Raw genomic sequence first — 22,436 nt, 5'->3', positions numbered from 1 at the left:
TCACTTCTGCGGGCTGCTGACGGGCTCGACTTCGTCGGGCGCGAAGTACAGGTACCGGCCGTACCACTCGTGCAAATCTGCTGCGGGATCGTCATCGATGACCACAGCAACGTGCGCCTGCCCATCGACGTCCTCATGCACCGCCGTGACGCGGGCAAGCTTGCCGTCGAAGAACAAGTCCTGTGCGTCTGCCCGCCGCGACGGATGCAGACGAACGTGGCTGCCCTTCGCCACACGCACTCCCGCAACAAGGACGGCGTCGGTGTCGGGGGCGACGGCATTGTCGGCGAACGGATCCCACCAGTCGACGCCGTCCGGAATCTCCGGAACCAGACGTGGCTGCTCCTCACCCAGGTGCGGGTCACGCAGTACACCGTGCAAGCGCTGCATCGACTCGGGAGTCATCGCATCGCAGCGATCGATGAGCTGCGCTGCGAGCGGATCGGTCGCGCGGGCCTGAGCCTTCTCCTCATCGGTCATCGTCATCACGCGCAACGTGAGGATCTCGTCGATCTCGGTGGAGTCGAACAGTGCCCCTTCGCTCTGTTCGGCGATCTCCGGGTGGTCATAGAGGATGATCGGCGAAATCAGCAGCACATCGCTGTCTCCCGGCGGGCCGGCAAGGACCGGGAAGCACCGGTGCTGCCGACAATTCGCCGCGGCAAGTGCGGCATCGTCGGGTGGTTCGAGCAGTGAGACGAACGCGCCACCGTGTACTTCGGCGATGACGTGGGCCCCGATGCAGGATCGCGCGATCGCATCGTGTTTGTCGGTCGCCGCAGCGCCGGTATTCCGCACTGCGATAGTGAGTCGCGTGAGATCACCCTCGCGATCGGCTGTCAGCTCCAGTTCTGCCACCACGGGCTCGCGGGTGCGGACGAGCCGTCCCGCACCCTCGATCGTCTCGATGTCGCTACCGCCGGGAATGTCGAGCGGCACGAGCGCGCCATGCAGCGGCAGCGGTCCGACGACCTGTTCGCACTCGACGGCCTCATCCCAACTGATCCACGATTCGGCGTCCGCGATCAGTTCCGCGACGGGGTTGCCCAGCGAATCCTGGACACCGCGGTGCTGCAATTGCAGGAATCGGACCGTCAACGTCACGGTTGGCTCGGGTCCGCCTTCCACCAGGCACTGCGCCGATATCGTCGCGTCCTCGCCCAATCCGGAATCGGCGGCGCCCGGCGGGCCCAGTACCCCGAACTGCCAGCGGGACTGGTTCTTTCCCGAGCTCGCCCGGTAGGGGTAGAGCAGGTATCCCTCGTACAGGACGGCGTCGGCGACGGCGCGCGCCCGCGCGCCGGTCATGGCGAACCCTCCCGCGCCAGTAACGCATTCACCGCGTCGTCGAACCCCAACATGCCGTGGCCGGATTTGTAGGCCGCGAGCGCATCCAGCGTCTCGTGTGACAACCGCACCCAACCGGAGTTCGGGAAGTGGGCGTCGACGAGCTCCTCCCACACCGACACCGGCATGTCGAACTTGTCCTCGCGGTCCCACGGGATCTGCTGGATCGCAAATCCCGTCGCACCCCGGATGAACACGGTCCCGCTGAACAGGAAGATGAGCGGCACTGTGCCCTCGCGCAGTGCGTGCAGATACTTTGTCGCGCTCACCTCGAAGTCGTACGTACACGGCATCGGAAGATCGATCTCGGAACCGCCATTGAAACCGGGAACCATTGTGGTGCAATGCATCCAGAGAAACGACCGCTGGGTGTCCCGCCAGCGTTCACGCGGACCGAACAGATCGTGCAGGCCTGCGCCTTCCTCGTCGGTATAGGTGCGGCGATACGGCTCGATCCGCACCTGGGCGCGCAGCGCAATCGCGTGGACAGGTTCGTCGCCGACCGAGGCGATGCCGATGCGAGCCGAGAGGATCGGCGCGACAGCGTATGGCTCGGGCTTCATCCCGAGCACCGCGAATGTGGTGGAGTACGCCGGACTCATCGCGCACCAGACTCTGTGCGAGCTTCGCGGGCTCCGCTCGAGGCGTCTGTGCGAGCATCGCAGGCTCCGCTCGAGGCGTCTGTGCGAGCTTCGCAGGCTCCGCTCGAGGCCGGTTTCGCATGCGCCGACACCGCGGTGAAGAACTCCTCGATATAGCGGCGCACGTCCTGCCCACCGTCGAAACCGCGCCATTGCATTCGCATCCGGCCGACAAACTCGTAACAAGCGTCGATGGGCAATAGCAGGCACGCGGCTTCCGCCGTGCCCTGTTCAGGAATGCGGATGAGAAGCGCTTCCACGTCCGGCTCGAGCACGTCCAGTGCGGGGTGCCGATCCCTCACCGTCTGCCAGGCATCCAGTGCCAGTTCGGATTCGGTGGCGCCGGCAGGCCCCGGGTAGAACGCAACGGTTCGCCCCAGCGAGGAGTTGCGGAACAAGAACGCGAGCCCAACGGGGATTTCCAGCGCGTCCCATTCTCCTTGGCTGATCGTGAAGTCCGGAAACGACAGGTAGCGATCGGGCACAGCCCGGTACCGCAGGGCCGCACCCGGCTCGGTGAACAGCAGATAGCAGCCCCGGCACACGCACATCAGTTGCCGGCCCTCGACGTCGACAACGTGCTGGTGCTCGTCGGCGATCGATTCGGCACACATCTCGCACCGCTCTCCGGCCACCTGCCTTGGTGGCCGGTTGGCGGTGATTCGCCGGATCACATCGAACGAGCTGCTCATCCGCGCACCTCCGCGGGCACCGCCACCGACAGCACGCCGTCACGGTCGAGCAGCGGCAATGGATCGAGATGCGCTGTGCCGTCCCCGGCCTCCGCTCCCGCGTGGACAACATCGAACAGCGAACGACAGGTCGGGCAGCGCAGCAGCACCGTGCGGTCGGGGCTGCGATGCAGTATCGCGCCCGCGAGCGAGTTCTCGCAGGTAGGGCACCAGTCGCGATAGGCATACAGCGTGTCGCCCACCCGGCACGCCAGGATCACCAGCTCCCCGACCGCGAATCCACCGATCTCGCCCGGTCCGAGCTCCGCCACCTCCGGCACGGCAACCCAACTACCGGGATGGGAGTGCACCCGGGTGAAGAGCGAGTCCGCCGGAATCACCGCAGCCGACGACTGCTGCTCCGCTGCAACCACTTCGATCGAATCGACCTCCGGTGCGGCGGCACGCACTGCGTCCTCGACCGCGAATTCGAGCGTCACCGAGGACGATGGACACGTCGTACAGCTTCCACCGAACTCGAGCCGCACAACGCCGTCGTCGACGCCGAGCAGGGTCACGTCGCCACCATGCGAACCGAGATAGGGCCGGACGCTCTCCAACGCCGTCTGCACCCGCGTGTAGACGTCGTGCGGGTGCAGATTGTGCACGAGCAGCAGGCTGGCGACGAGGTCGTCGCGAACCAGTCGCTCGACGGTCTGATCGTCAACTAGGCCCAGGATGTGCTGCAGTCCTGCGCCATACAGGTCCGACACCTCGCGCACGAGATCCTCAGCACGCTCGCGCGCGATGGGGCCACCCGAGGAACTTGCCTCGAGCAACGTCTCGATCCGATCACCTGCGCCCCGCCAGCGGTTCTCATCCTGGTCTTCGGGGCGATCCACTGTCACACTCTCCCCCGTCGATTGTCGGGCAGCTACTCTCCGGTCAGCGTCTGCGTCGGCGAGTGGAGCTTCTCCAACGTCTTGCCTTCGCCGAGATACATGTGCACACCGCAGGGCAGGCAGGGATCGAAACTGCGCACCGTGCGCATGATGTCGATGCCCTTGAAGTGCTCGCGGTCGTTCTCCTCGAAGATCGGCTGGCCCTGCACCGCATCCTCGTACGGCCCCGGCGTGCCATAGCTGTCCCGCGGATTCGCGTTCCACGGAGTCGGCGGGTACGGGTGGTAGTTCGCGATCTTGCCGTCCCGAATCACCATGTGGTGGGAGAGAACTCCGCGCACGGCCTCGGTGAAGCCGCAGCCGATGCCCTCGTCGGGAACGTCGAACTTCTCCCATGTCTTCGTATGCCCTGCCCGGATTTCCTCGATTGCCTTCTCGGCGAAGTGCAGCGCGCACGCCGCCGCGTACGCCTGGAAATACGTGCGCGCACGGTTGCGTTCGATCGTGTTGCTGCCGTGCTCGGGGATCTTCCATTCCAAGCTGACCGGTCCCTTCAGCGCGGTCTTCGGCAGTTCGATCTGCACACTCCGACCAGTCGACTTCACGTAGCCGATGTCGACGAGCCCGGCCAGCGCGGTGGACCAGAGACGTGCCAGCGGTCCGCCGCCGGTGTCCAGCGCCAGGTGGTCTGTGCCGTCGTACCAACGCGGCGACATCACCCAGCTGTACTTGTCATCCAAGTCGCGCTTCTGCGGCTTGGGATTCGTGTGCTGATTCCACGGATGCCTGCGGTCGACCGGATTGCCGAGCGGGTCCTGCTTCACGAACGTTTCCTGATCGGTCCAGTCGTCGTAGTACGAGCTGCCCAACAGAATCCGAATGCCGAGGTTGATGTCGACCAGGGATGTCGTGAGCAGCTCGCCGTCCACGACGATGCCTGGGGTCACGAACATCTTGCGGCCCCAGTTCTCCATGTCCTTGTACGCGAAATTGCAGAACTCGGGATCTTGGAATGACCCCCAGCAGCCGAGCAGTGTGCGCCGCAGGCCCACCTTCTCGTAGCCCGGCAACGCGTCGTAGAAGAAGTCGAACAGGTCGTCGTGCATCGGCACGACCTTCTTCATGAACTCGACGTAGCGCATCAGCCGCGACATGTAGTCGGTCATCAACTGGATCGTTGCGACCGTTCCGACGCCGCCGGGATAGAGCGTCGACGGGTGGACATGCCGGCCTTCCATGAGGCAAAACATCTCGCGCGTGTAGCGGCTGACCTGCAGCGCTTCGCGGTAGAACTCGCCGGTGAACGGGTTCAGCGCCCGCATGATGTCGGCGACGGTGCGGTATCCGTGGTCGCCCGCACGCGGCGCCGCCGTGTTCTCGGCTTTCGCGAGGACACCCGGATTCGTCTCGGAGACCATCTTCTCGCAGAAGTCCACGCCGACGAGATTCTCCTGGAAGATGTTGTGGTCGAACATGTACTCGGCCGCTTCGCCGAGATTGACGATCCACTCACCCAGGTGTGGTGGCTTCACTCCGTAGGCCATGTTCTGGCAATAGCACGAGCACGTCGCGTGGTTGTCACCGCAGATACCGCAGATACGGCTGGTGATGAAATGCGCGTCGCGCGGATCCTTGCCCTTCATGAAGATCGAGTAGCCGCGGAAGATGGACGAAGTGCTGTGACACTCGACGACCTCACGGTTGTCGAAATCAATCTTGGTGTAGATACCGAGGCTGCCGACAATGCGCGTGATCGGATCCCACGCCATCTCGACGAGACTGTCGGGATCGATCTTCTTGTGGGACGGATCGGGAATGATCTCAGTTGTCATCGAAGCTCACCTACCAGGTTCGCGTCGCGCCGGATTCGAGCTTGCTGCCCTTGTGCCGCCATCGCGGCTCCTTGTCGACCGTGCGACCGGTTACGTTGCGCAGACTGCGAATCACCGAGCCGTACAGGCCCGACGCGGTTGACGACAGTTTTCCGCCCGGCGGCTCGTCCATGAACGGCATGAACTTGTCCGGGAAACCGGGCATCGTGCAGCCGATGCAGATCCCGCCGACGTTCGGGCAGCCACCGACACCGTTGATCCAGCCGCGCTTGGGCACGTTGCACTTGACGACGGGACCCCAGCACCCGAGCTTGACGATGCACTTCGGCGAGCCGTACTCGTCGGCGAAATCGCCCTGCTCGTAGTAGCCGGCACGATCACAGCCCTCGTGGACCGTCGCGCCGAACAGCCACTTCGGCCGAAGAGCTTCGTCGAGCGGAATCATCGGGGCCTGGCCGGTCGCCATGTAGAGCAGATAGGTGAGGGTCTCGGACAGATTGTCCGGGTGGATCGGGCAGCCGGGCACGCAGACGATCGGTATATCTGCCTTGCTCTTCCACTCCCACCCCAGGTAGTCCGGCACACCCATTGCGCCCGTTGGGTTTCCAGCCATCGCATGGAGGCCGCCGTAGGTGGCGCACGTGCCGACCGCGACCACTGCGGTTGCCTTGGGCGCCAACCGGTCCAGCCACTCGCTCGTCGTCATCGGCTGACCGGTCGCGGGATTGTTGCCGAATCCGCACCAGTAGCCTTCGTCGTGCAGGGCCTCGTTGGGAATCGATCCCTCGACGACCAAGACGAACGGCTCGAGTTCGCCGCGGTCGGCCTTGAAGAACCATTCCAGGAAGTCGTCGGCTCCCCCGTTCGGACCGCATTCGAAATCGATCAGCGGCCAATGGACAGCAATCTTCGGGAGTCCAGGAAGTGCACCTAGGGCGATCTCTTCGATGCTGGGTTGCGTGGCGGCAGTCAACGCCACAGAGTCACCGTCACAACTGAGTCCGGCATTGATCCACAGCACGTGAATCAACGTTTCTTCGGCTTTGACTGCAGCCTGGGTTGGCATGCGTTGCCGCTTTCCGGGGCAGTGGGCAGGATTGCCCCTGACGTCACCGGAGTCGACCGTCGGCACACTTGTGTGACGCTAATATCTCGGTTTACGCCGAGCTAATCAACTTGTCAACGGGTGATCGGCGCCTTGCGCGGAAAGCCAATCGTACCAACGTTTTACGCCTTCACCGCTCGTCACCGACATGGGCAGAATCGGTACACTTGGATTCACCGAACTGGCATATTTTTGAAACATTTCCATGTCGAAATTGATATAAGGCATCAGGTCGATTTTGTTGACGATGACCAGGCCCGCAGCGGCGAACATGTGTGGATACTTCAGCGGTTTGTCGGACCCCTCCGTCACCGAGATCACCACGACCTTGGCGCGCTCACCCAGGTCGAACAGCGCTGGGCAAACCAGGTTTCCGACATTCTCGACGAAGAGCAGCGTGCCTCGGCGCGGGTCGAGGGTATCCAACGCTCCGCGCATCATCTCGGCATCCAGGTGGCAACCTGCACCTGTGTTCACCTGGACCACCGGAGCGCCGGTGGCCTTGATTCGTTCGGCGTCGAGCAACGTCTCCTGATCACCTTCGACAACCGCCATCGGCGCGCCGGCGTATTCGGAGATCGTGCGCTCGAGCAGCGACGTCTTGCCCGCGCCCGGCGAGCTGGTCATGTTGTAGGCCACGATCTCGCGCGCGGCGAGCCATTCACGATTCCGCTGTGCGAGGTCATCGTTCTTTGCGAGCACCCGCTGCTCGAGAGTGATCGTTTCCGTCGCCGGCAGATGCACGTGGTCGTGGTCATGGTCATGGCCGTGTTGGTGCGTGTGATGGTGGACGTTGCCGTGTTCGTGTCGAGGTTCCGGCACGGTGATCACCGCGCCGGCATCGTCACCGCATCCGCAGGTTGCGCACATGGTCCGCTCACTTCCATTGACCGGATTCGTAGTTCACGTCCCGACGTGACTTCGACGTCGGCACTACCGCAGTCGCACAACAGGATCAGGCTGTCGAGGGTGAAGGCGCTCCCGCACGCCTTGCACTCAGCCGTGCCTGGTACCAGTTCAATATCGAGACGCGCGCCTTCGGCCACGGTTTCCTCTGTTGCGAGCTCGAAACAGAACTGCATCGCTTCAGGAACAACGGCACAGAGTGCGCCGACCGCGACGGTCACCTGGTGCACCGTTCGCCCGGCCGCATGCTCGCATACGGCATCGACAACACTTTGAGTGATCGCCATCTCGTGCATCGCAGGCCTCGGGTGTCGACGCTACTCCCCAGCGAGGTCTTCCTGCCAGCGCCGCTCGACGCCACCAAAACGCCACAACGCGACGGCCGCCGCCCACGTCCCGACGAACAGCCCGACGATGATGAAGCCCATCTCACCCAGGTCGAGCGTGCCGATCCAGGCCACGACGCCGTCGGTGATGCCGAGTTTCTCGACGAAGATCGAGATCACCTCCTGCGTGCCGATCAGGAGTGCGACCGCGACGGACAGGCCCGTGACCACCAGGTTGTAGTAGATCTTGCGGATCGGACGCGCAAACGCCCACCCGTAGGCCACATTCATGAAGGATCCGTCGAGCGAGTCGCACAGCACCATGCCGGCGGAAAACAGCACGGGCAGAACAAGTATCGCGTACCACGGCAATCCGGTCACCGCAGCACCGCCAGCGATGACGAGTAACCCGACCTCGGTGACGGTGTCGAATCCCATCCCGAAAAGCAGCCCGACCGGATACATCTGCCACGGCTTGCGGACGGCACGCACCACCGGCGCGAGCACCCGATTGAGTACACCGCGCGAGTCGAGTTCGCGTTCGAGTTGCGCCTCGTCATAACTACCCGCACGCATGCGCGTGTAAACGCGCCAGATACCGACGAGCGCCACCAGGTTCACGACTCCGATGAGGATCAGAAACGTTCCGGACACACCCGTGCCGAACACGCCGGTCCAACGTTGCAGCGCGGAATCGTCGTTCTCGAGGTTCGACGCGAGCGCACGAACTCCAAGTGCGAGAAACACAACGAGAACGAAGACGATCGTCGAGTGTCCGAGTGAGAACCAGAAACCGACCGAGAGAGGTTTCTTCTTCTCTGCCATAAGCTTTCGGGTCATATTGTCGATCGCGGCAATATGGTCGACGTCGAACGCATGCCGCATACCCAGGGTGTAGGCGGTGACACCGAGTCCAACGCCGAACACCGAGCCCTGCACGGCGTAGTCCCCGGGAACCACCAGGAATAGTAGGACTGACCAACCGACCACGTGCAGCGTAACGACCGTCGTCGCCATCCCTACGATGCTGCGACGCTGGCCGCGGTCCAGTCGGGCCCACGGTGTCGACGGAGTCGCACTGGGCACCGCAAAATTCTACATCTGAACAATTGCGCAGGAGTAGCCACAATTCACATGACGGGAGGAGTTGAAGCCTCGAGCTCGGCTGGCGAAACACATGCTGGCCGTACTGTCTACCACCAGCGCCTCACCGACGCCGGTCGGGTGTCCGTGCAGAACGCGCAATGACGCTGCTCCACAGTGCATTTCACCAGATCGGCTTATCCGACTGGGGGATGAATCGAATTCGACTCTCCTGCCGCGCCTGCTGGGTCGACCAGACATCGCAGCGGGCAGAACTGCGGTCACCATGGTTGTTGCATCTGGCCCTTGATTTCCCGATATGCCTGAACACGAGCCATCACCGCTTCCACTGCCGAATCGGCTGGCGTGGTGTCAGGCATGGCCTCGATCCCGTAGAGCATGGCGCTCAACTTTGCGTGCAACTCGGCACGCTGCTCGGCAACCCGGGCGTCCTCGCGCTCGGTTTGTAGCGATTCGTCGATGAGTTGCGCCTCGGTGGCGCACTTGCCGATCAGTTCCACCCGTTCGATCGCTGTGCGTTCCAGATTCACGGTGGTGTCCTTCGCCTCGGCGAGCAACTTGCGGTCGGCGGCACTGGGTTTGTCCAACGCCGACAGCTTGTTGGTTACGCCGCGCAGCGAGTGCACCTTCTCGAAGTTGTCGGTGATGCCTTTGATGTCGATGCTGAAATCGATGTCGCCAAGCCATCCGGCGCGAGCGGCTTCGGACGCGGCCACCTGCTCCACGGCGCGCAATGCGGACTCCAGAAGTACGGCATTCTCCTTGCCGAGCGTGTCGAGACGCCGCTGCTTCCCCCGACGGAGCCGTTCCTCGCGCTCGAGTTCGGCTGCGGCGGCCTGCTCGGCCCGTTCAACTCGTGCCCGCTCCGCCGCGGCTACGCGATAGTCCTCAATGGCGGTCACGATGATGTAGACGATCAAGCCCACAACCACCACGGCAACGGTGACACCGAGCGCGATCCAGACTGGCTTCGGGACCAGCGCAATGAGGAGGATGACGAAGAAAATCAAGGCACCCAAACCGCCGGATCCGCTGGATGAACGCTTACTCATCCGGAACCTGCAGCCATCGCAGTAGACCTTTTCCTCGCCGTGCCGGCGCCTCCCAACTAATACTGCTGGTCAGCACCTTTTTGCATAGTAGCTGGACCCACCGACGAGTTGACCGCTGCCGAAGAATGCGAGCCCTTACGCCATCTTTTCCGCCATCGCGAGAGGTGAGCCATCGCCGCGTGCGCGCGACGGAAGCACACGCAGCCGCAGGAGTTGTGCAGATTTGTTGCTAGCGAACCGAACTCTTCTCCCCCGCGGCGCAATCAGGTCCAAGCGAACTCAACGTTCGGGTCAGCCCGGCGGGATCGGGCGAAACTCCCGGATGTCGTCGGCGCCGGCTCGGACAACACTTGCCGAGGATTCCGGCACCTCGTTCCATGCTCCCGGAAGGTCGCGCAGCGGTTCCGAGACGACGAACCGCGTCTCCGGCCCCAGCGTGCGGAGCACCTCCACCTCGGGGTGCAAAGCCACCAATTTGTCTACATCGGTCGAGTAAAACAACGACCGCGATTGCCGTTCGCTCGAGTACCGGAAGATCCACATGGACTCGCCATCTGTGGTTGCCACGGTCATCTGCACCGGGTCTTGTACCCCATGTGCGTGGCCAACTTCCTCGACGAAGCCCACCGCGCGGGCAACGGCCGCGAGGGGATCGTCATTAAGGCCGAACGTCATCGCGAGGAAGAACAGGGTCTCCGAGTCCGTCGAGCCTTCGAGGTCGGCAAACAACGCCGGGTCGATCGCCGTCACGAGGTCTCGCCTGGTTTCGTGGAATCCACGGAGTGCACCATTGTGCATCCACAGCCACCGGCCGTTGCGGAACGGATGGCAGTTGCTGCGTTGCACCGGTGTCCCGGTCGATGCGCGAATGTGGGCGAAGAACAGCGGAGTGCGAATTTGACTGGCGACCTCACGCAAGTTGCGGTCGTTCCAGGCGGGTTCGATGCTCTTGAACACGGCGGGCTGCATACCTTCTCCGTACCAGCCGATGCCGAAGCCGTCGCCGTTCGTCGTAGTTGCGCCCATCCGGGAGTGCAGGCTCTGGTCGATCAGGGAATGTTTCGGCCGGAAGAGAAGGTCCTCTGCCAAAATCGGCTCTCCGGAATACGCCATCCACCGGCACATACTTCGATTGAAACAAATATGCGGGCGGTGGCCGGTCCGAACAGTCGGATAGCTGTCGAATGTGGCGTGAGCTGCTACGTTGGCGTTTGAGTCAAGCGCCGCTCGATCCACACGGAAAGTTCGGGACTATGGACGATTCGAATCTCGATCACTGGTGGTTCTGCGTCAAGCATCAGCGCCCCGAGCACGGGAATCCATGCGGCACTTCCGATCGGCTGGGGCCGTTTCCCGACGAAGCAACAGCCGCCAGGGCGCCGGAGATCGCGCGGGCTCGTACCGCGGCAGCGGACGCTTACGACGAGGAATAGACGCAGCCCTCAGGTGTACTGCCCGCTCGCGATCCGGGCGGCAACGTCCCGGGTGTAGGCCCGAACTCGATCGGCAAGCCACAGCAGTTGCGAACTCGACGGGTCGAGTGGATCAGTCCAATCGGGCCAACTCAGCGGTTCGAACAAGAAGCCCTGCGAGATTGCACGGACCACTTTGCCGAAGCAGACGTCCTGCCCGTCGAGGCGGTCGACTGTGGTGATGCTCAGGTGCTGCAATGTCTCGGCAGCCGGTGTGGGTCTGCCGCACATCGTCATCCGACTCGTGTTCGGCGCCAACCGGTTCAGCTCGCATTCGGCGGCGGCACACAGCAGTGCGGCGGGACACGTCGAGCAGAACTCTCGTTCGGTCAACCGATCGATTCCGGTGTCGAGGAAAGCCCGCGTGTGCTCGGTTAGGTAAGTAGCGGCGGCGCGGTCGATCATGGGCTGGTGCCGGATTCGCGATTCCGCGATGTCGTATTCACCTTCGCGAAACGCCATATCCGATTGTGGGTCGCGACCACCAGTGCCGTCAAACCGACGTCCGGACGAACTGCCCCCGAATTCAGCGCAGGTCTTCGACTGACGAACACCGCTACGACGACCAGGCTCATCACCGGATACCCCGGTCGAGCACGTAACGATAAGACGAATTGGACCGAAGACCAATTAGACGAATTCGCGATACCGTCGCGCCGCTCGATCTGGATTGAAAGTGGACAGAATGCGCAAATTGGTACTGCGGGGAGCGCGATGAGTTTTCTCGCACGGCCCGGACAAGTGTTCGCCCGCGCCGACGACAGCCCGGACGCGATGACGTATCTCTACGCCGGTCAGGAGGACGCCGACCCGGTGACCGGGCTGGCGCACTCGCAGCCGCTGCACCGGTTCATCACCTTCCAGGGCACCCACCTCGTGTTCCGCGCCAAGCTGACCGAGGCCCACATCACCGAACGCCGCCTCGTGCCCTCCAAGCTGGACTACTACCAGCAGGCTCGGGTAGCCGAACTGGCATTCACCCATTGGGAAAACGCCGAGAGCCACAGTGCGCCGATCCCGGTGCGGGCATAGCGCAGTTTCTGACACGGCCGCAGGTGGGCCGACGAGACGACGCCTAGCTCACGGCCTTGTTCACGCCGTCGGGTAAGAGCGACGCGAGGAAGTCCTGGGTGCGCCGCCGCGATTCGGCCCGACTCTCGGCGTCCTCGCCAAGGGGCACGACGCGAGCGGCGAGATCGGTGACGCCCGCGTCGCGGTAGCGCTGCAGACGCTCGAGAATCGCGGATTCATCGCCTGCCGCCATTGTGTCTCCGACATCATCGGCATCGCCGTGTTCAAGAAGCTTGACGTAGTTCGGCGAGTAATGGGCGTGTCCGAGTACTTCGCTCGCGTGCGCTCTCGCAGCACCGACTTCGCCGTTCGAACACAGTGCGACCGGCACTCCGGCGACAATGCGCGGCGCGGGCCGGCCGGCTTGTTCGGCTGCAGCGGTGATCCGTGGAACTACGTGCTCACCGATCGCTCGTTCGTCGGCCATCCACAGGATCGTTCCCTGGGCGCGCTCGCCTGCGATCCGTAGCATCGTGGGGCCCAGGGCGGCAAGCAGCACCGGTACGGTGCCCGAATCCGCGACGTCGACTGGCGAGTGCACGCGGAAGGCTTCGTTGTCAACGTCGACCGCGCCAGGGCCCGCGAAAGCCGCGCGCACGACGTCGAGGTAATTGCGCACCAGACTGACAGGGCGGTCGTTGGCGATGCCCAACTGGCCCTGGATGATCCAGTCGTGCGATAGACCCATGCCGAGTGCGAATCGTCCTCCGCAGGCGAGGTTCGTGGTCAACGCCTGCTGAGCAAGGATCAAGGGATGGCGGGTCTGGATAGGTACCACCGCCGTTCCGAGTTCGATGCGAGCGGTCGTCTGGCCGAGCAACGCAATTGCCGTCATCGCATCGAGGTAGCCGGGTACCTGCGGAAACCAGAAGGACGAGAAGCCTGCCGCGTCGGCGGCGCGGCCGTCGTCGAGCAACCCCGCAAGTCTGTCGGCGCGCGAACGCACCTTGTCCGAACCAACCATCAAGCCGATGCGCATCGAAGCCACTCCTCAGGGCACATAACGGTCCCACTCGTGGGGGACCACGGGGTGGAACGGCGCGGCGAAAAGGCCTGCGGCGCCTGGGCGTTGCCACCGCGCGGTCACCACCGGTTGTAACCGCTTCGCCGTCGCGACCGGATCGTCGTCAAGGAAGCAGTAAATAATCGTCTGGCCCGCAGGCGCACTCGCCAGGCTGGCGTCGACCCCCTGGGACGCGGCCGACCAGACGCCGGCGACGCCCTCCACGCCCATGAGGTCGGCAGTCGAGTCCGGCTGCGGCAGCGTGCCCGACTCCAGAAGCAGATACACCCCCCGAATCGGCCACCACGGCAACACATCCGCGCCGATCTTCACCCGCGGTGAGGCCATCTTGTGGGACACGGAGTAGACGCCGCGCTGAACCGGTGGCAACAGGGGCAGCTTGCGACCTGCGCCGCCCAACGCCGTCGACAATTCGTTGAACGGGACCAGGCCGGACTGATGGGTGAAGAAGTACGTCATCACGTGGTCGATCGGGTCGAAGTGCGCGTCGGCCGCCGCACGCGCGGCCCGACAGGCCGGCGTCGACACCAGTCTCAGCGAGGCCCGCACCGCGGCCAGCCGATGTTGCTCGGGCCGGTGATCGAGGGTGTGCCAGCGCAGGTACTCCGCGTCCTTGCCCTCGGGATGGCGCCTTGCCATCGAGACGAACAGGGTGCCGATATCGCCGCGGCCCGCCCCGAGCACACCGGGGACTTCGTCGGAAGGAGTACCCGGGAGTTGCGTCATCGAATGTCCTGGGGTGTCGAAACGGGCTGGGCAAGGGTGAGCTCCGGGTGGCGTGCCAGGATCATCCGACGGAGGCCCTCGCGCCACGGCACTGTCGTTCGGCCGAGAACCTCATGCATGTGGGTGACGTCGGGCCACAGCGGCGTGTGGGCATCGGGCGTGTATTCGAAGATCGGCTCGACACCGACGAGCCGACCCATGTAGTTGCAATAGTCCTCGCCGCTGACGGTCTCGCTACCAGCCCAGTTCACGACGACCGGCGGATCGTCGGCGACCTCCATGGCGCGGATTCCGAGTGCAACGTAGTCGTCCTCGTAGATGGGGTTGTAGTTGTTGGGCTTGTCGGGATGCAGCCGAATGGGCTTGCCCGCCAACATCGCTTCGAGCCGATCTGCCGGCGCACCACCCTCGGGTCCGTATGTCGAACAGATGCGGATGATGGTGAGCGGGACACCGAGGTGGCCGGCGACCCAGGTGCACACCGCCTCGGCGGCGATCTTCGAGAAGCTGTAGTTGGGCCGCAGCGGCACCCCCGGCGGGTCGCTCTCCCGCAGTGGCCGCCTCCCCTGATACCCGTATATCGACCCGGTGGAGCAGAATACGAACCCCTTGGCGGGGCGACAATGGGCAACCAGGTCTCCGGAATGCTGTGCGTTGGTCTCGACGCAGCGGCCCCAGTCCCCGACCCCCGGATCAACGGCCGCATGGAAGACATAGTCGAAGTCGCTCGAGAGGTCGGCGAAGTCCGGCTCGGCCATGTCCAGCACGACAGGCCGGACGCCCACGGCCGTCAGCTTGTCTCGGTCGCCCGGACCCCGCAGCCGGGCCGCACCCCAGACCTCGTTGCCAGCGGCAAGGGCCCGCGCGATGGGAAAGCCAATCTTGCCGGTCGCGCCGGTAATCAGAATCTTCTGCCCATCGAGCAAAGCGGACTCCGTTTCGGGGACGCCGGTTCGAGCGTCATCGTGCTGGCCCTTCTGTTCATAGCGCACCGACGACCGATTGTTAAGTACTTGATATCTCGGGCCCGATCTGCGTCGGCGTCGTAGCACTCGACTCCATGGGTTCCACTCGCGCGCAAATATGTAACGGCCTTGCGCCGAGTGCGAATCCTCCCGCGAGGCGGCAACTCCCGGCTGCCCACTAGAGGAGGACCTGCGCAAGATGTCGAAGAACTCCCCACTTATCCGCGCCACAGCCGTCACTGTGATTGCCATGGGTATCGCATTGGGTGCAACACCTGCCGCATCGGCAAAGCCCGTCGCGCCCACTCCCCCACCCGTATCGAAGGTGGCGCCTGACAACACGGCCACGGCACTTGGCGGCACTACTCAATTGACTGGGCTTGCCGCCCTCATCGACAGATTGCTTCGCAGTCCCAACTGCAACATGTACATCAACGGCGTCCAGTACTGCCGCTAGGCCCGTTTCGCATGTCGCGGGTGTGCGCGTTCGCTGCGCGGCTTCGTGGCATGGCTGGACAGGAAGCACCCCCAGTGATCCGCAACTGGCTCACTGGGGTGCTAGGTCCATCAAAGGCGTTGCATAACAACGCATTTCACGAGCACCGCTTCATACCGACCAGCTCGTCAGACCTTCGCGATGACGTTCGCTGCAAATTTCTCCAGGTTTCGGATCTTGGCGTCCAACGGCTCGGTGTCCTGGCCCGTGATGTATGGAATGCGGAAACCGACGATGACATCAGTGACGCCCTTATCCTCGAGCCGCTTGATGCCGTCAGCCGTGTAAGCATCGATCGAAATCACATGGACCTGAAAGTTGTCGTTGCCAGCGGTTCCGGCTTCCTCACGGAAAGTGTTGAGCTTCCGAATAAGTGCGTCGAGCTCGTCAGCGTCTCCGCCGCCGTGCATCCAGCCATCATTGCGGGCAGCACGACGCAACGCGGCGTCGGCATGGCCACCGATCAAGATCGGTACCGGCTTCGACGGCGCGGGCGTCATCTTCGTCTTCGGGATGTCGTAGAACTCGCCGTGGAATTCGAAGTATTCACCGGACGTGAGGCCCTTGATGATGTCAATGCACTCGTCCATCCGCTTGCCACGCTTGGCAAAAGGCACGTTCAGCAATTCGTAGTCCTCGGGCCACGGGCTGGTGCCGACACCGAGACCAAGCCGGTTCTCGAACAGTGCTGCCAGCGAGCCTGCTTGCTTGGCGACCATCGCCGGCTGGCGGATCGGCAGCTTCAGCACGAAGTGGTTGAAATGCAGCTTCGTCGTCACCGCACACAACGCGGCGGTGAGCACGAACGGCTCGATGAACGACTTGCCGTCGAGGAACTCGCGATTTCCGTCGGGAGTGTAGGGATACTTGGAATCCGACTCGAGCGGATAGGCGACGCTGTCGGGAATCGTCATCGCGTGATACCCGGCCGCTTCTGCAGCCTTCGCCAGCGGGATGTAGTACGTCGGGTCGGTCATTGCTTCGGCAAAGGTGAATCGCACGCGTCGTCTCCTGATCGTCGTTCATCGCATGCTAGAACACGTTCCAATTCGCCGTCGACGGCTGCAGCGCAACTGATTCTCCGAATCGGTCGCTACATTGCTCGTTCACTACTCCAGCCGAGCATCCCTTCCGTCATTGCGAGTTCTGGTCGTCGCGTAGCCGATCCCGTTCGGAGGTTAGCGCTGCGTTGCTGTCGCGCAGTTCGGTGTTGGTGTCTTCCAGTTCCAGGATCCGGGAGATCGCGATGAGGTTGAACCCTTGCTCGGTCAGAGCACCGATGCGCTCCAGCCGGGCCAGGTCGTTGTCGCTATAGCGCCGGGTGCCGCCTGCGCTGCGCGCAGGTGTGACGAGCCCGTGCTGCTCGTAGAGGCGCAGCGAGTGCGCTCCCATTCCGGTCAGCTCGGCGGCCACCGAGATCCCATATACCGCGCGCCCCGGACCCGGCCGGCGATCGCTGCCAGATTCGGGTCGGTTCTCGTGTCGATCAGCCGCCACTCTGTTCCTCTCTCCCAGGGTCCGGATTATCTCAGTGTGAACCTTGCGCCCTCCTCAGTCCAGTGGTAAATAAATCTCTGTCAACTGACAGAGGTTATCTGAGACCTTCGATTCGAGAATGGAGTAAATGGAGGTGGCGACCATGCTGATGCGCACCGATCCTTTCCGGGATCTGGATCGATTTACGCAGCAGGTGTTCGGTACGTCGGCACGCCCGGCGATGATGCCGATGGACGCCTGGCGCGAAGGCGATGAGTTCTACGCCGAACTCGACCTGCCCGGTGTCGACCCCGAGTCACTCGACTTGGACATCGAACGCAATGTGGTGACCGTGCGGGCGTCGCGCCCGCCGCTGGATTCCGACCGGTCGATGATCGCCGCGGAACGCACCCGCGGGGTGTTCAGCCGTCAGTTGATCCTGGGAGAAAGCCTCGACACCGACGCAATCCGCGCCGACTATCGCGACGGGGTGCTGCGCCTGGCGATCCCGGTCGCGGAGAAGGCAAAGCCCCGCAAAATCGAGATCAGGCACCAACACGAACGACATCAGGCGATCAACGTCTGACCGGCAACATCACGCACGTGACTGTGACGGGTGGGCCCGGACAGCGAGTCGGCCTTCCGGGCTCACCCGGCCCTTTCGCCCAAATCGAATACCCGACGATCCGAACCCACTGGATCTGCGCCTCCGTGTTACCACTCGGATGGGAGACGCGAGAGTGTGTTTTCGTTTGAGCCTCAGCGTGGCCGTCTCCCAAAACGGCGTAATACACCTCGAGCAGGAGCGTGAGCCGTGTCCGAACCAACAGCCGGAAACCCCTCGCACGGCATTCCCGATCCAGAGATCGGCGCGACCGGCTTCGCCGTCGCCGCCACGTGGCATGGCACCGTCCTAATCCTCGCTGCCAGCGGAACACTCGACATGGCGACGGCACCCCAGTTCACCGAATCGATCGAGGACTCACTGACTAACGAGCCGGCCGTCGTCATCATCGACCTCACCGATGTCGAATTCCTCGCCTCGGCCGGGATGACCGTACTTCTCACCGTGCACGAACGGATCCGCGAATCCGCCCAGTTCGCCGTCGTTGCCGACGGACCCTCGGTCGCACGCCCGATGCACCTTGTCGGCCTCGACAAACTGCTGACCATCCACACCACCCTCGACGCCGCACTCGAAGCCGCCACGGTGACCTGATCCGGGTCGCCGTTCGGAGGATGAGCTGCAGTGACGGATCGCGCCGACGCCGAAGGCCGCCTGCGCGTATCCCGTTGCCATGCTGCAACTCTGGTCGTGGCTATCTCATAGCCCCTGTACCGTCATTGCAGCGATGGCCGAGGCTCGATCTCCACAGCGGCTGCGCGCCTTTAGAATTCCTCTGCGTCGTGCGGACCGAGGCAGGCAATCGAAAGCTTGTCCGGATCGATGCCACTCGCGATATCTCGAACGTCATCGATGGTGACGGCGTCCAAGTCGGCGATGAGAGCGTCCGGATCGAGGTCGCCTCGATAGACAATCCCCTGGTGTGCCGCGTTGTTCGCCACCCTCAAGGTGTTCTCGAACGCCAGAACCCCGTGCCCGGCAGCGACAGCGCGTGCTCGCGCGACTTCCTCATCGGTTGGTCCGTGGACATGCAGTTCACCGACGATCTCGCGCATCCGTGTATTCGCCTCGGCACAATTCTTCGACGCGAGACCGGCGGCGAGGTTCAGCGTCGCGACGTCGGCAAATCCGCGAACGCCCGCAGAAATCGAGTAGCACAGCCCTCGCTGGTCACGGATCTCGTCGTTCAACCTCGAACTCGGCGACCCGCCGAGAATGATCGCGCAGATCCTCGCCGCGGCCCGCGCCTTGGCGTCGGCGATGTCGTAGTCGAGCGGATAAACCATTCGCAAATGCGACTGGTTGGTGTCGCGCCGCTCGACCAGCGTCTGCGGCAGAAATTCGGGAGCCGATTCGTATGGCTCCGGCTCTTCGAGCTTCGGGAACCGCTCGAACAGCGCGGATACCTCGCCATCGTCGGATACGTGGTCGGTATTTCCAACGATGTATGCGCCCCCGCGACACCCAGACCAGCGGCGTTGCCGGAACGACTGAAGCGCCTCACGCGTAAATGTGGGCAGGTGTTCTACGGGACCGAGGACGGGACGGCCGAGCGGGTGGTCGCCGAACGACGCAAGAGCGCTCAACCTGCTCGCTACGTAGGCGGGCTGGTCGAGGTAGCGCGCGATCTCCTGCGCGACGACACCGCGTTCCTTCTCGAGCTCGACCTCGTCGAGGCGAGGTCGAGCGACGAAATCGGTCATCAGATCGATAGCCTGCGGCGCCGACTCCGCGCGAACAGTGATATGAAACTCGACCAGATCTTGGGAGGTCGCAGCGTTCATCGAAGCACCCAGCTGCTCCGCCGTGCGGTTGATGGTGCCGTGGTCTCCGTATATCTGGCCACCTTTGAACACAACATGCTCGAGGAAATGTGCCGTTCCATTCTCATCCCGCCGCTCGGCGCGCGCGCCTGCGTCGAAGGCGATAAGGATGGTGGTTGCCCGCGTGCCATCGACGCGGATTCGGTGCAGCGGGAGGCCGTTATCGAGTGTCTCGGAGTCAATTCGAGCCATCCGAGCAGTCTAACGACGAATAGATGACGAGAATATGGGAAATCCTTCCGCCCTCTTCACGTCGCGCCGTGGACGTTGGAGAAACTCGGTGAAATTGCCCCGCAACGCTTTTCACCGGACGTGGGTCGAAACTGCGAGCGACCGCACCATGGGTGGGTCACGTCGCCTCCGATCGCCGGGAACGGACGTTATGGAATCCACGTGTCGGCAAGCTGATCGACCCACGGGCTCACTTCCGACACCGAGGCCGGCGGAGAATCCACGATCACCAGCTCGGTTACCCCGAGCGCGGCCAGCGACGGCAAGTCGTCAACGTTTGGTTCGCGCAGCGCGACCGCCACCTGCAGTTCGTCGATCCCGCGCCCGGCCACCGTGCATGCCTGCCCGAGCCGCCGCATCCGCTCATCAACTGCGGCGATGCCGTCGAGGTTGAATCCATACCAGCCATCCCCCAGCTCGGCGACCCGCTTCAGTGCTTGGTCACTATTGCCGCCGAACACGATCGGCAAAGGATCTTGGCTCGGTGAGGGATTCACCCGGATCCGATCGAAACCGACAAACTCGGACTCATACGACGCCGGTCCGCCGTCGGCGCGCCACAACGTGCGCATAGCGTCGAGGTATCGCACGGTGCGCGCGGCGCGGCGCTCGAACGGAATCCCGAGCGCATCGAACTCTTCTCGCGACCAGCCAATGCCGACCCCGAACGTCAACCGACCGCCGCTGAGCCTATCGAGGGAGGCGACCTGCTTTGCCATGATGACCGGGTTGTGCTCGGGTAGAAGCACCACGCCCGTCCCCAACCGGATGGTGCTCGTGGCCGCCGCGGCGAAGGAAAGCGTGATCATCGGATCGAGCCAGTCCGCCGCTGCGGGCACAGCTATCTTGCCGTCCTCGGTGTACGGATACGGCGAGGCAGGGTCGTCGACCATCACGACGTGCTCACCCGACCACAGCGTCGCGAACCCACGTTCCTCGGCTCGGCGCGCGACCGCGGAGATGATGTCCGGTCGCGCTCCCGTTCCGATTCCCAACGCGTGCAGGCCTACGCGCATGCCGCCTCCGCCCGACTCGACTCAGGTCAGCGCAATACTAACGCGCGTCGCCTCCCGCCCGGCCGTCGTTTCGCCATCGATCACGTGGGCCGCGCCGGATGTACGAAACCAGGCGTGCTTGCGCTCCGGCGGTCGGCGCAAACTCGCTGTGGACCGCTGCTGATTCCCGTAATGGTGGTGCACCGCAACGTGTTTTATCATCCAGCGGCGCGGAAGTGGGACCGCACCGCCCGAGCGGAGAGATCCCATTACCGCTACGAGCCTTGGCCGCCAACGGCGACGACCTAACGAACTCCGGCCCGGCGATGGTCCGGCGGCCGCACGGGAATTTGCCAAAGGCCTGAGCGATCAGACCGGCTTTATTTTGCTCGATCGTCCACACCCGAGCACGATCGAGCGAATCGAATCTGCGCACCGCAGCGGGTCCAGCGCTCATAATCCACGCGTACAGGAGGAATCTCGGCGATCGCAATCGACACCACCTCGCTCATGATTTCAGCGAACCGCAGTCGGGCGGAGACACCCCGCCTAACGGAGTGCTGGTAACCGCAAAGAAGTGGTGTAGCGGACCAATCACACTGCAGCCCAACGATGATGACGCACCCTGCCCCACGATGTCACGGTCGAATAAGCCCAACAGACGTTGGATGAATCCTCCTGTTTGAGCTCCAAAGTGGTTTGGGTCCAGCAGTAGTCGGCCATTCCGGACGGCGTGCGCGGCACCTTGTATCCGGCGATCCGGCCCCGGCAGCGCGCGGCGAGCTCGGTGCCGTTGCGTCCACACCCCGCGCAACCGCACCGACGGCCACTACCCGATGCCCGAACCGCCGGCCCGGCATGCCGGACACCAGTGCGTCGAACACCGCCGGGTGGCAGCTCGAGGGACTCCGCCTCACCCTCGATCCTCGCCGCCGGAGTGATGCAGGCGGGACCGCAGCCGAGGAAGACGATCGAGCCGTCTACACCTCCCCCTGGGTCCGAATCTGCCCAGCAAAACCGTCGGTGCGGTCACAGCCGACCCCGCACTGTGACCCGAATCATGCCCGGGTCGATCGATACCGTACTGTGCAACTTCCGAAGCATGACCATTTTGAACAAGTGACCGCTTGGGGGGGAGGCGCGTTCCACATGAGAGGTTCGAGAGAGTGCAGAACAAGAAAGTGCGTCGGCTACTAGCCGGCGCGAGCACGGCAGCGATCGCGGCGGGTTTCGCCGCATCGTTCGGCGTGGGAGCGGCGTCGGCTGCGCCCGTGAGTCAGTCGACGAACTCCGGCGACTGGACGTTCAACCGGACCATCAGCAATGGCACGCCCGCCCCAGGCGAGACGATCACCGTCACCAACAACATTCGTTGGAACGGTGGCCTGGCTCCGACCATCACCGCCTTCAAGGACTACCACCCGGCCTGCCTGACCTACGTCGCGGGTTCGGCGCGAGTCACCGGTAACACCGTCACCACCAACGTCACGAACGCCACGTTGGTGACCATGACGGGATCGTGGGTTCGTAGTGCCGTCAACCGGAACATCGACTACAACCTCAACTACACCGTCGGTGTCAACTGCGGCCGTGACCTCGCCCTGACCACAGGTGCCGGCATCACCGCAAACCAGAGCACCAGCAGC

The 22,436-nt window shown here is 63.5% G+C and carries 22 protein-coding genes and 2 pseudogenes; 5 read left to right on the top strand and 19 right to left on the bottom strand.

All coding sequences use genetic code 11. The features are described from left to right. The 11 genes and pseudogenes from A8G08_RS08930 to A8G08_RS08880 all read right to left on the bottom strand — a co-directional run bounded on the left by A8G08_RS08930 (position 1) and on the right by A8G08_RS08880 (position 10,999). Complete coding sequence (locus tag A8G08_RS08930; RefSeq protein ID WP_068272950.1) at positions 1-1,308, bottom strand: hypothetical protein; 1,308 nt, start codon at positions 1,306-1,308, stop codon at positions 1-3. Beyond that, positions 1,305-1,949, bottom strand: coding sequence for a DUF6084 family protein (locus A8G08_RS08925; protein WP_068272948.1), 645 nt, complete (start codon positions 1,947-1,949; stop codon positions 1,305-1,307). Before A8G08_RS08925 ends, A8G08_RS08930 begins: the two co-directional genes overlap by 4 nt. A 113-nt stretch (positions 1,950-2,062) precedes the next feature. Beyond that, positions 2,063-2,680, bottom strand: a pseudogene (locus A8G08_RS08920) (DUF5947 family protein); the annotation flags it as partial. Then, positions 2,677-3,567, bottom strand: coding sequence for a NifU family protein (locus tag A8G08_RS08915; protein WP_425394542.1), 891 nt, complete (start codon positions 3,565-3,567; stop codon positions 2,677-2,679). The gene A8G08_RS08915 and the pseudogene A8G08_RS08920, both read right to left, overlap by 4 nt. A gap of 26 nt (positions 3,568-3,593) precedes the next feature. Then, positions 3,594-5,393: a nickel-dependent hydrogenase large subunit gene (locus A8G08_RS08910; RefSeq protein WP_068272943.1), complete on the bottom strand. Its 1,800-nt coding sequence runs from the start codon at positions 5,391-5,393 to the stop codon at positions 3,594-3,596. 10 nt (positions 5,394-5,403) lie between these two features. Continuing rightward, positions 5,404-6,459, bottom strand: coding sequence for an NADH-quinone oxidoreductase subunit B family protein (locus A8G08_RS08905; RefSeq protein WP_068272941.1), 1,056 nt, complete (start codon positions 6,457-6,459; stop codon positions 5,404-5,406). Between the two features lie 105 nt (positions 6,460-6,564). After that, on the bottom strand, positions 6,565-7,368 hold the full coding sequence (gene hypB / locus A8G08_RS08900; protein WP_068272940.1) for a hydrogenase nickel incorporation protein HypB: 804 nt from the start codon (positions 7,366-7,368) through the stop codon (positions 6,565-6,567). Then, a complete protein-coding gene (gene hypA, locus A8G08_RS08895; RefSeq protein ID WP_068272939.1) occupies positions 7,326-7,700 on the bottom strand; it encodes a hydrogenase maturation nickel metallochaperone HypA in 375 nt (124 codons plus the stop codon). The genes hypB and hypA overlap by 43 nt, the downstream gene beginning before the upstream one ends. A 21-nt stretch (positions 7,701-7,721) precedes the next feature. After that, entirely contained in the window at positions 7,722-8,780 is a 1,059-nt protein-coding gene (gene nicT / locus A8G08_RS08890) for a Nickel transporter NicT (RefSeq protein ID WP_222844252.1), read from the bottom strand. Between the two features lie 314 nt (positions 8,781-9,094). Beyond that, on the bottom strand, positions 9,095-9,886 hold the full coding sequence (locus A8G08_RS08885) for a hypothetical protein (protein WP_068272933.1): 792 nt from the start codon (positions 9,884-9,886) through the stop codon (positions 9,095-9,097). Between the two features lie 291 nt (positions 9,887-10,177). Beyond that, a complete protein-coding gene (locus A8G08_RS08880; RefSeq protein ID WP_068272930.1) occupies positions 10,178-10,999 on the bottom strand; it encodes a class II glutamine amidotransferase in 822 nt (273 codons plus the stop codon). A 140-nt stretch (positions 11,000-11,139) separates the two neighbouring features. Here A8G08_RS08880 and A8G08_RS08875 point away from each other — a divergent pair, with 140 nt between their 5' ends. Continuing rightward, complete coding sequence (locus tag A8G08_RS08875; protein WP_068272927.1) at positions 11,140-11,319, top strand: hypothetical protein; 180 nt, start codon at positions 11,140-11,142, stop codon at positions 11,317-11,319. A 9-nt stretch (positions 11,320-11,328) separates the two neighbouring features. On the opposite strand, the gene A8G08_RS08870 is transcribed toward A8G08_RS08875, so the two are convergent. After that, positions 11,329-11,820 (bottom strand): hypothetical protein, encoded by a 492-nt coding sequence (locus A8G08_RS08870; RefSeq protein WP_068272924.1) that lies wholly within the window; start codon positions 11,818-11,820, stop codon positions 11,329-11,331. A 252-nt stretch (positions 11,821-12,072) separates the two neighbouring features. Here A8G08_RS08870 and A8G08_RS08865 point away from each other — a divergent pair, with 252 nt between their 5' ends. Next, positions 12,073-12,390 (top strand): hypothetical protein, encoded by a 318-nt coding sequence (locus A8G08_RS08865; protein ID WP_157108473.1) that lies wholly within the window; start codon positions 12,073-12,075, stop codon positions 12,388-12,390. Between the two features lie 43 nt (positions 12,391-12,433). Here the strand turns inward: A8G08_RS08865 and A8G08_RS08860 are convergent, their stop codons facing one another. The 5 genes from A8G08_RS08860 to A8G08_RS08840 form a co-directional block, all read right to left on the bottom strand. Further along, positions 12,434-13,408 (bottom strand): TIGR03564 family F420-dependent LLM class oxidoreductase, encoded by a 975-nt coding sequence (locus tag A8G08_RS08860; protein WP_068272985.1) that lies wholly within the window; start codon positions 13,406-13,408, stop codon positions 12,434-12,436. Positions 13,409-13,420: 12 nt separating this feature from the next. After that, positions 13,421-14,179 carry a hypothetical protein gene (locus tag A8G08_RS08855; protein ID WP_068272919.1) on the bottom strand — a complete coding sequence of 253 codons (759 nt, stop codon included), beginning with the start codon at positions 14,177-14,179 and terminating at the stop codon, positions 13,421-13,423. Further along, a complete protein-coding gene (locus A8G08_RS08850) occupies positions 14,176-15,105 on the bottom strand; it encodes an NAD-dependent epimerase/dehydratase family protein (RefSeq protein ID WP_068272983.1) in 930 nt (309 codons plus the stop codon). Before A8G08_RS08850 ends, A8G08_RS08855 begins: the two co-directional genes overlap by 4 nt. A gap of 663 nt (positions 15,106-15,768) precedes the next feature. Further along, positions 15,769-16,641, bottom strand: coding sequence for a TIGR03619 family F420-dependent LLM class oxidoreductase (locus A8G08_RS08845; RefSeq protein ID WP_068272916.1), 873 nt, complete (start codon positions 16,639-16,641; stop codon positions 15,769-15,771). Positions 16,642-16,774: 133 nt separating this feature from the next. Then, on the bottom strand, positions 16,775-17,137 hold the full coding sequence (locus A8G08_RS08840; protein WP_425394541.1) for a MerR family transcriptional regulator: 363 nt from the start codon (positions 17,135-17,137) through the stop codon (positions 16,775-16,777). Between the two features lie 127 nt (positions 17,138-17,264). Here A8G08_RS08840 and A8G08_RS08835 point away from each other — a divergent pair, with 127 nt between their 5' ends. Further along, positions 17,265-17,702, top strand: a complete 438-nt coding sequence (locus A8G08_RS08835; RefSeq protein ID WP_157108472.1) for an Hsp20/alpha crystallin family protein — start codon at positions 17,265-17,267, stop codon at positions 17,700-17,702. 228 nt (positions 17,703-17,930) lie between these two features. After that, positions 17,931-18,335: an STAS domain-containing protein gene (locus A8G08_RS08830; RefSeq protein ID WP_245672742.1), complete on the top strand. Its 405-nt coding sequence runs from the start codon at positions 17,931-17,933 to the stop codon at positions 18,333-18,335. A 170-nt stretch (positions 18,336-18,505) separates the two neighbouring features. Here A8G08_RS08830 and A8G08_RS08825 read toward each other — a convergent pair whose 3' ends face one another. Beyond that, complete coding sequence (locus A8G08_RS08825; RefSeq protein WP_068272912.1) at positions 18,506-19,756, bottom strand: M16 family metallopeptidase; 1,251 nt, start codon at positions 19,754-19,756, stop codon at positions 18,506-18,508. A gap of 188 nt (positions 19,757-19,944) precedes the next feature. Beyond that, positions 19,945-20,811, bottom strand: a complete 867-nt coding sequence (locus A8G08_RS08820) for an LLM class F420-dependent oxidoreductase (RefSeq protein ID WP_068272909.1) — start codon at positions 20,809-20,811, stop codon at positions 19,945-19,947. A 1,145-nt stretch (positions 20,812-21,956) separates the two neighbouring features. Between A8G08_RS08820 and A8G08_RS08815 the strand changes: the two are divergent. Further along, positions 21,957-22,436 (top strand): annotated as a pseudogene (locus A8G08_RS08815) (hypothetical protein); the annotation flags it as partial.

The organism is Aldersonia kunmingensis, assembly GCF_001646865.1.
Classification (GTDB): domain Bacteria; phylum Actinomycetota; class Actinomycetes; order Mycobacteriales; family Mycobacteriaceae; genus Aldersonia; species Aldersonia kunmingensis.
The sequence above is the reverse complement of the archived record's forward strand: the minus strand, read 5'-3'. Positions and strand labels throughout refer to the sequence as shown.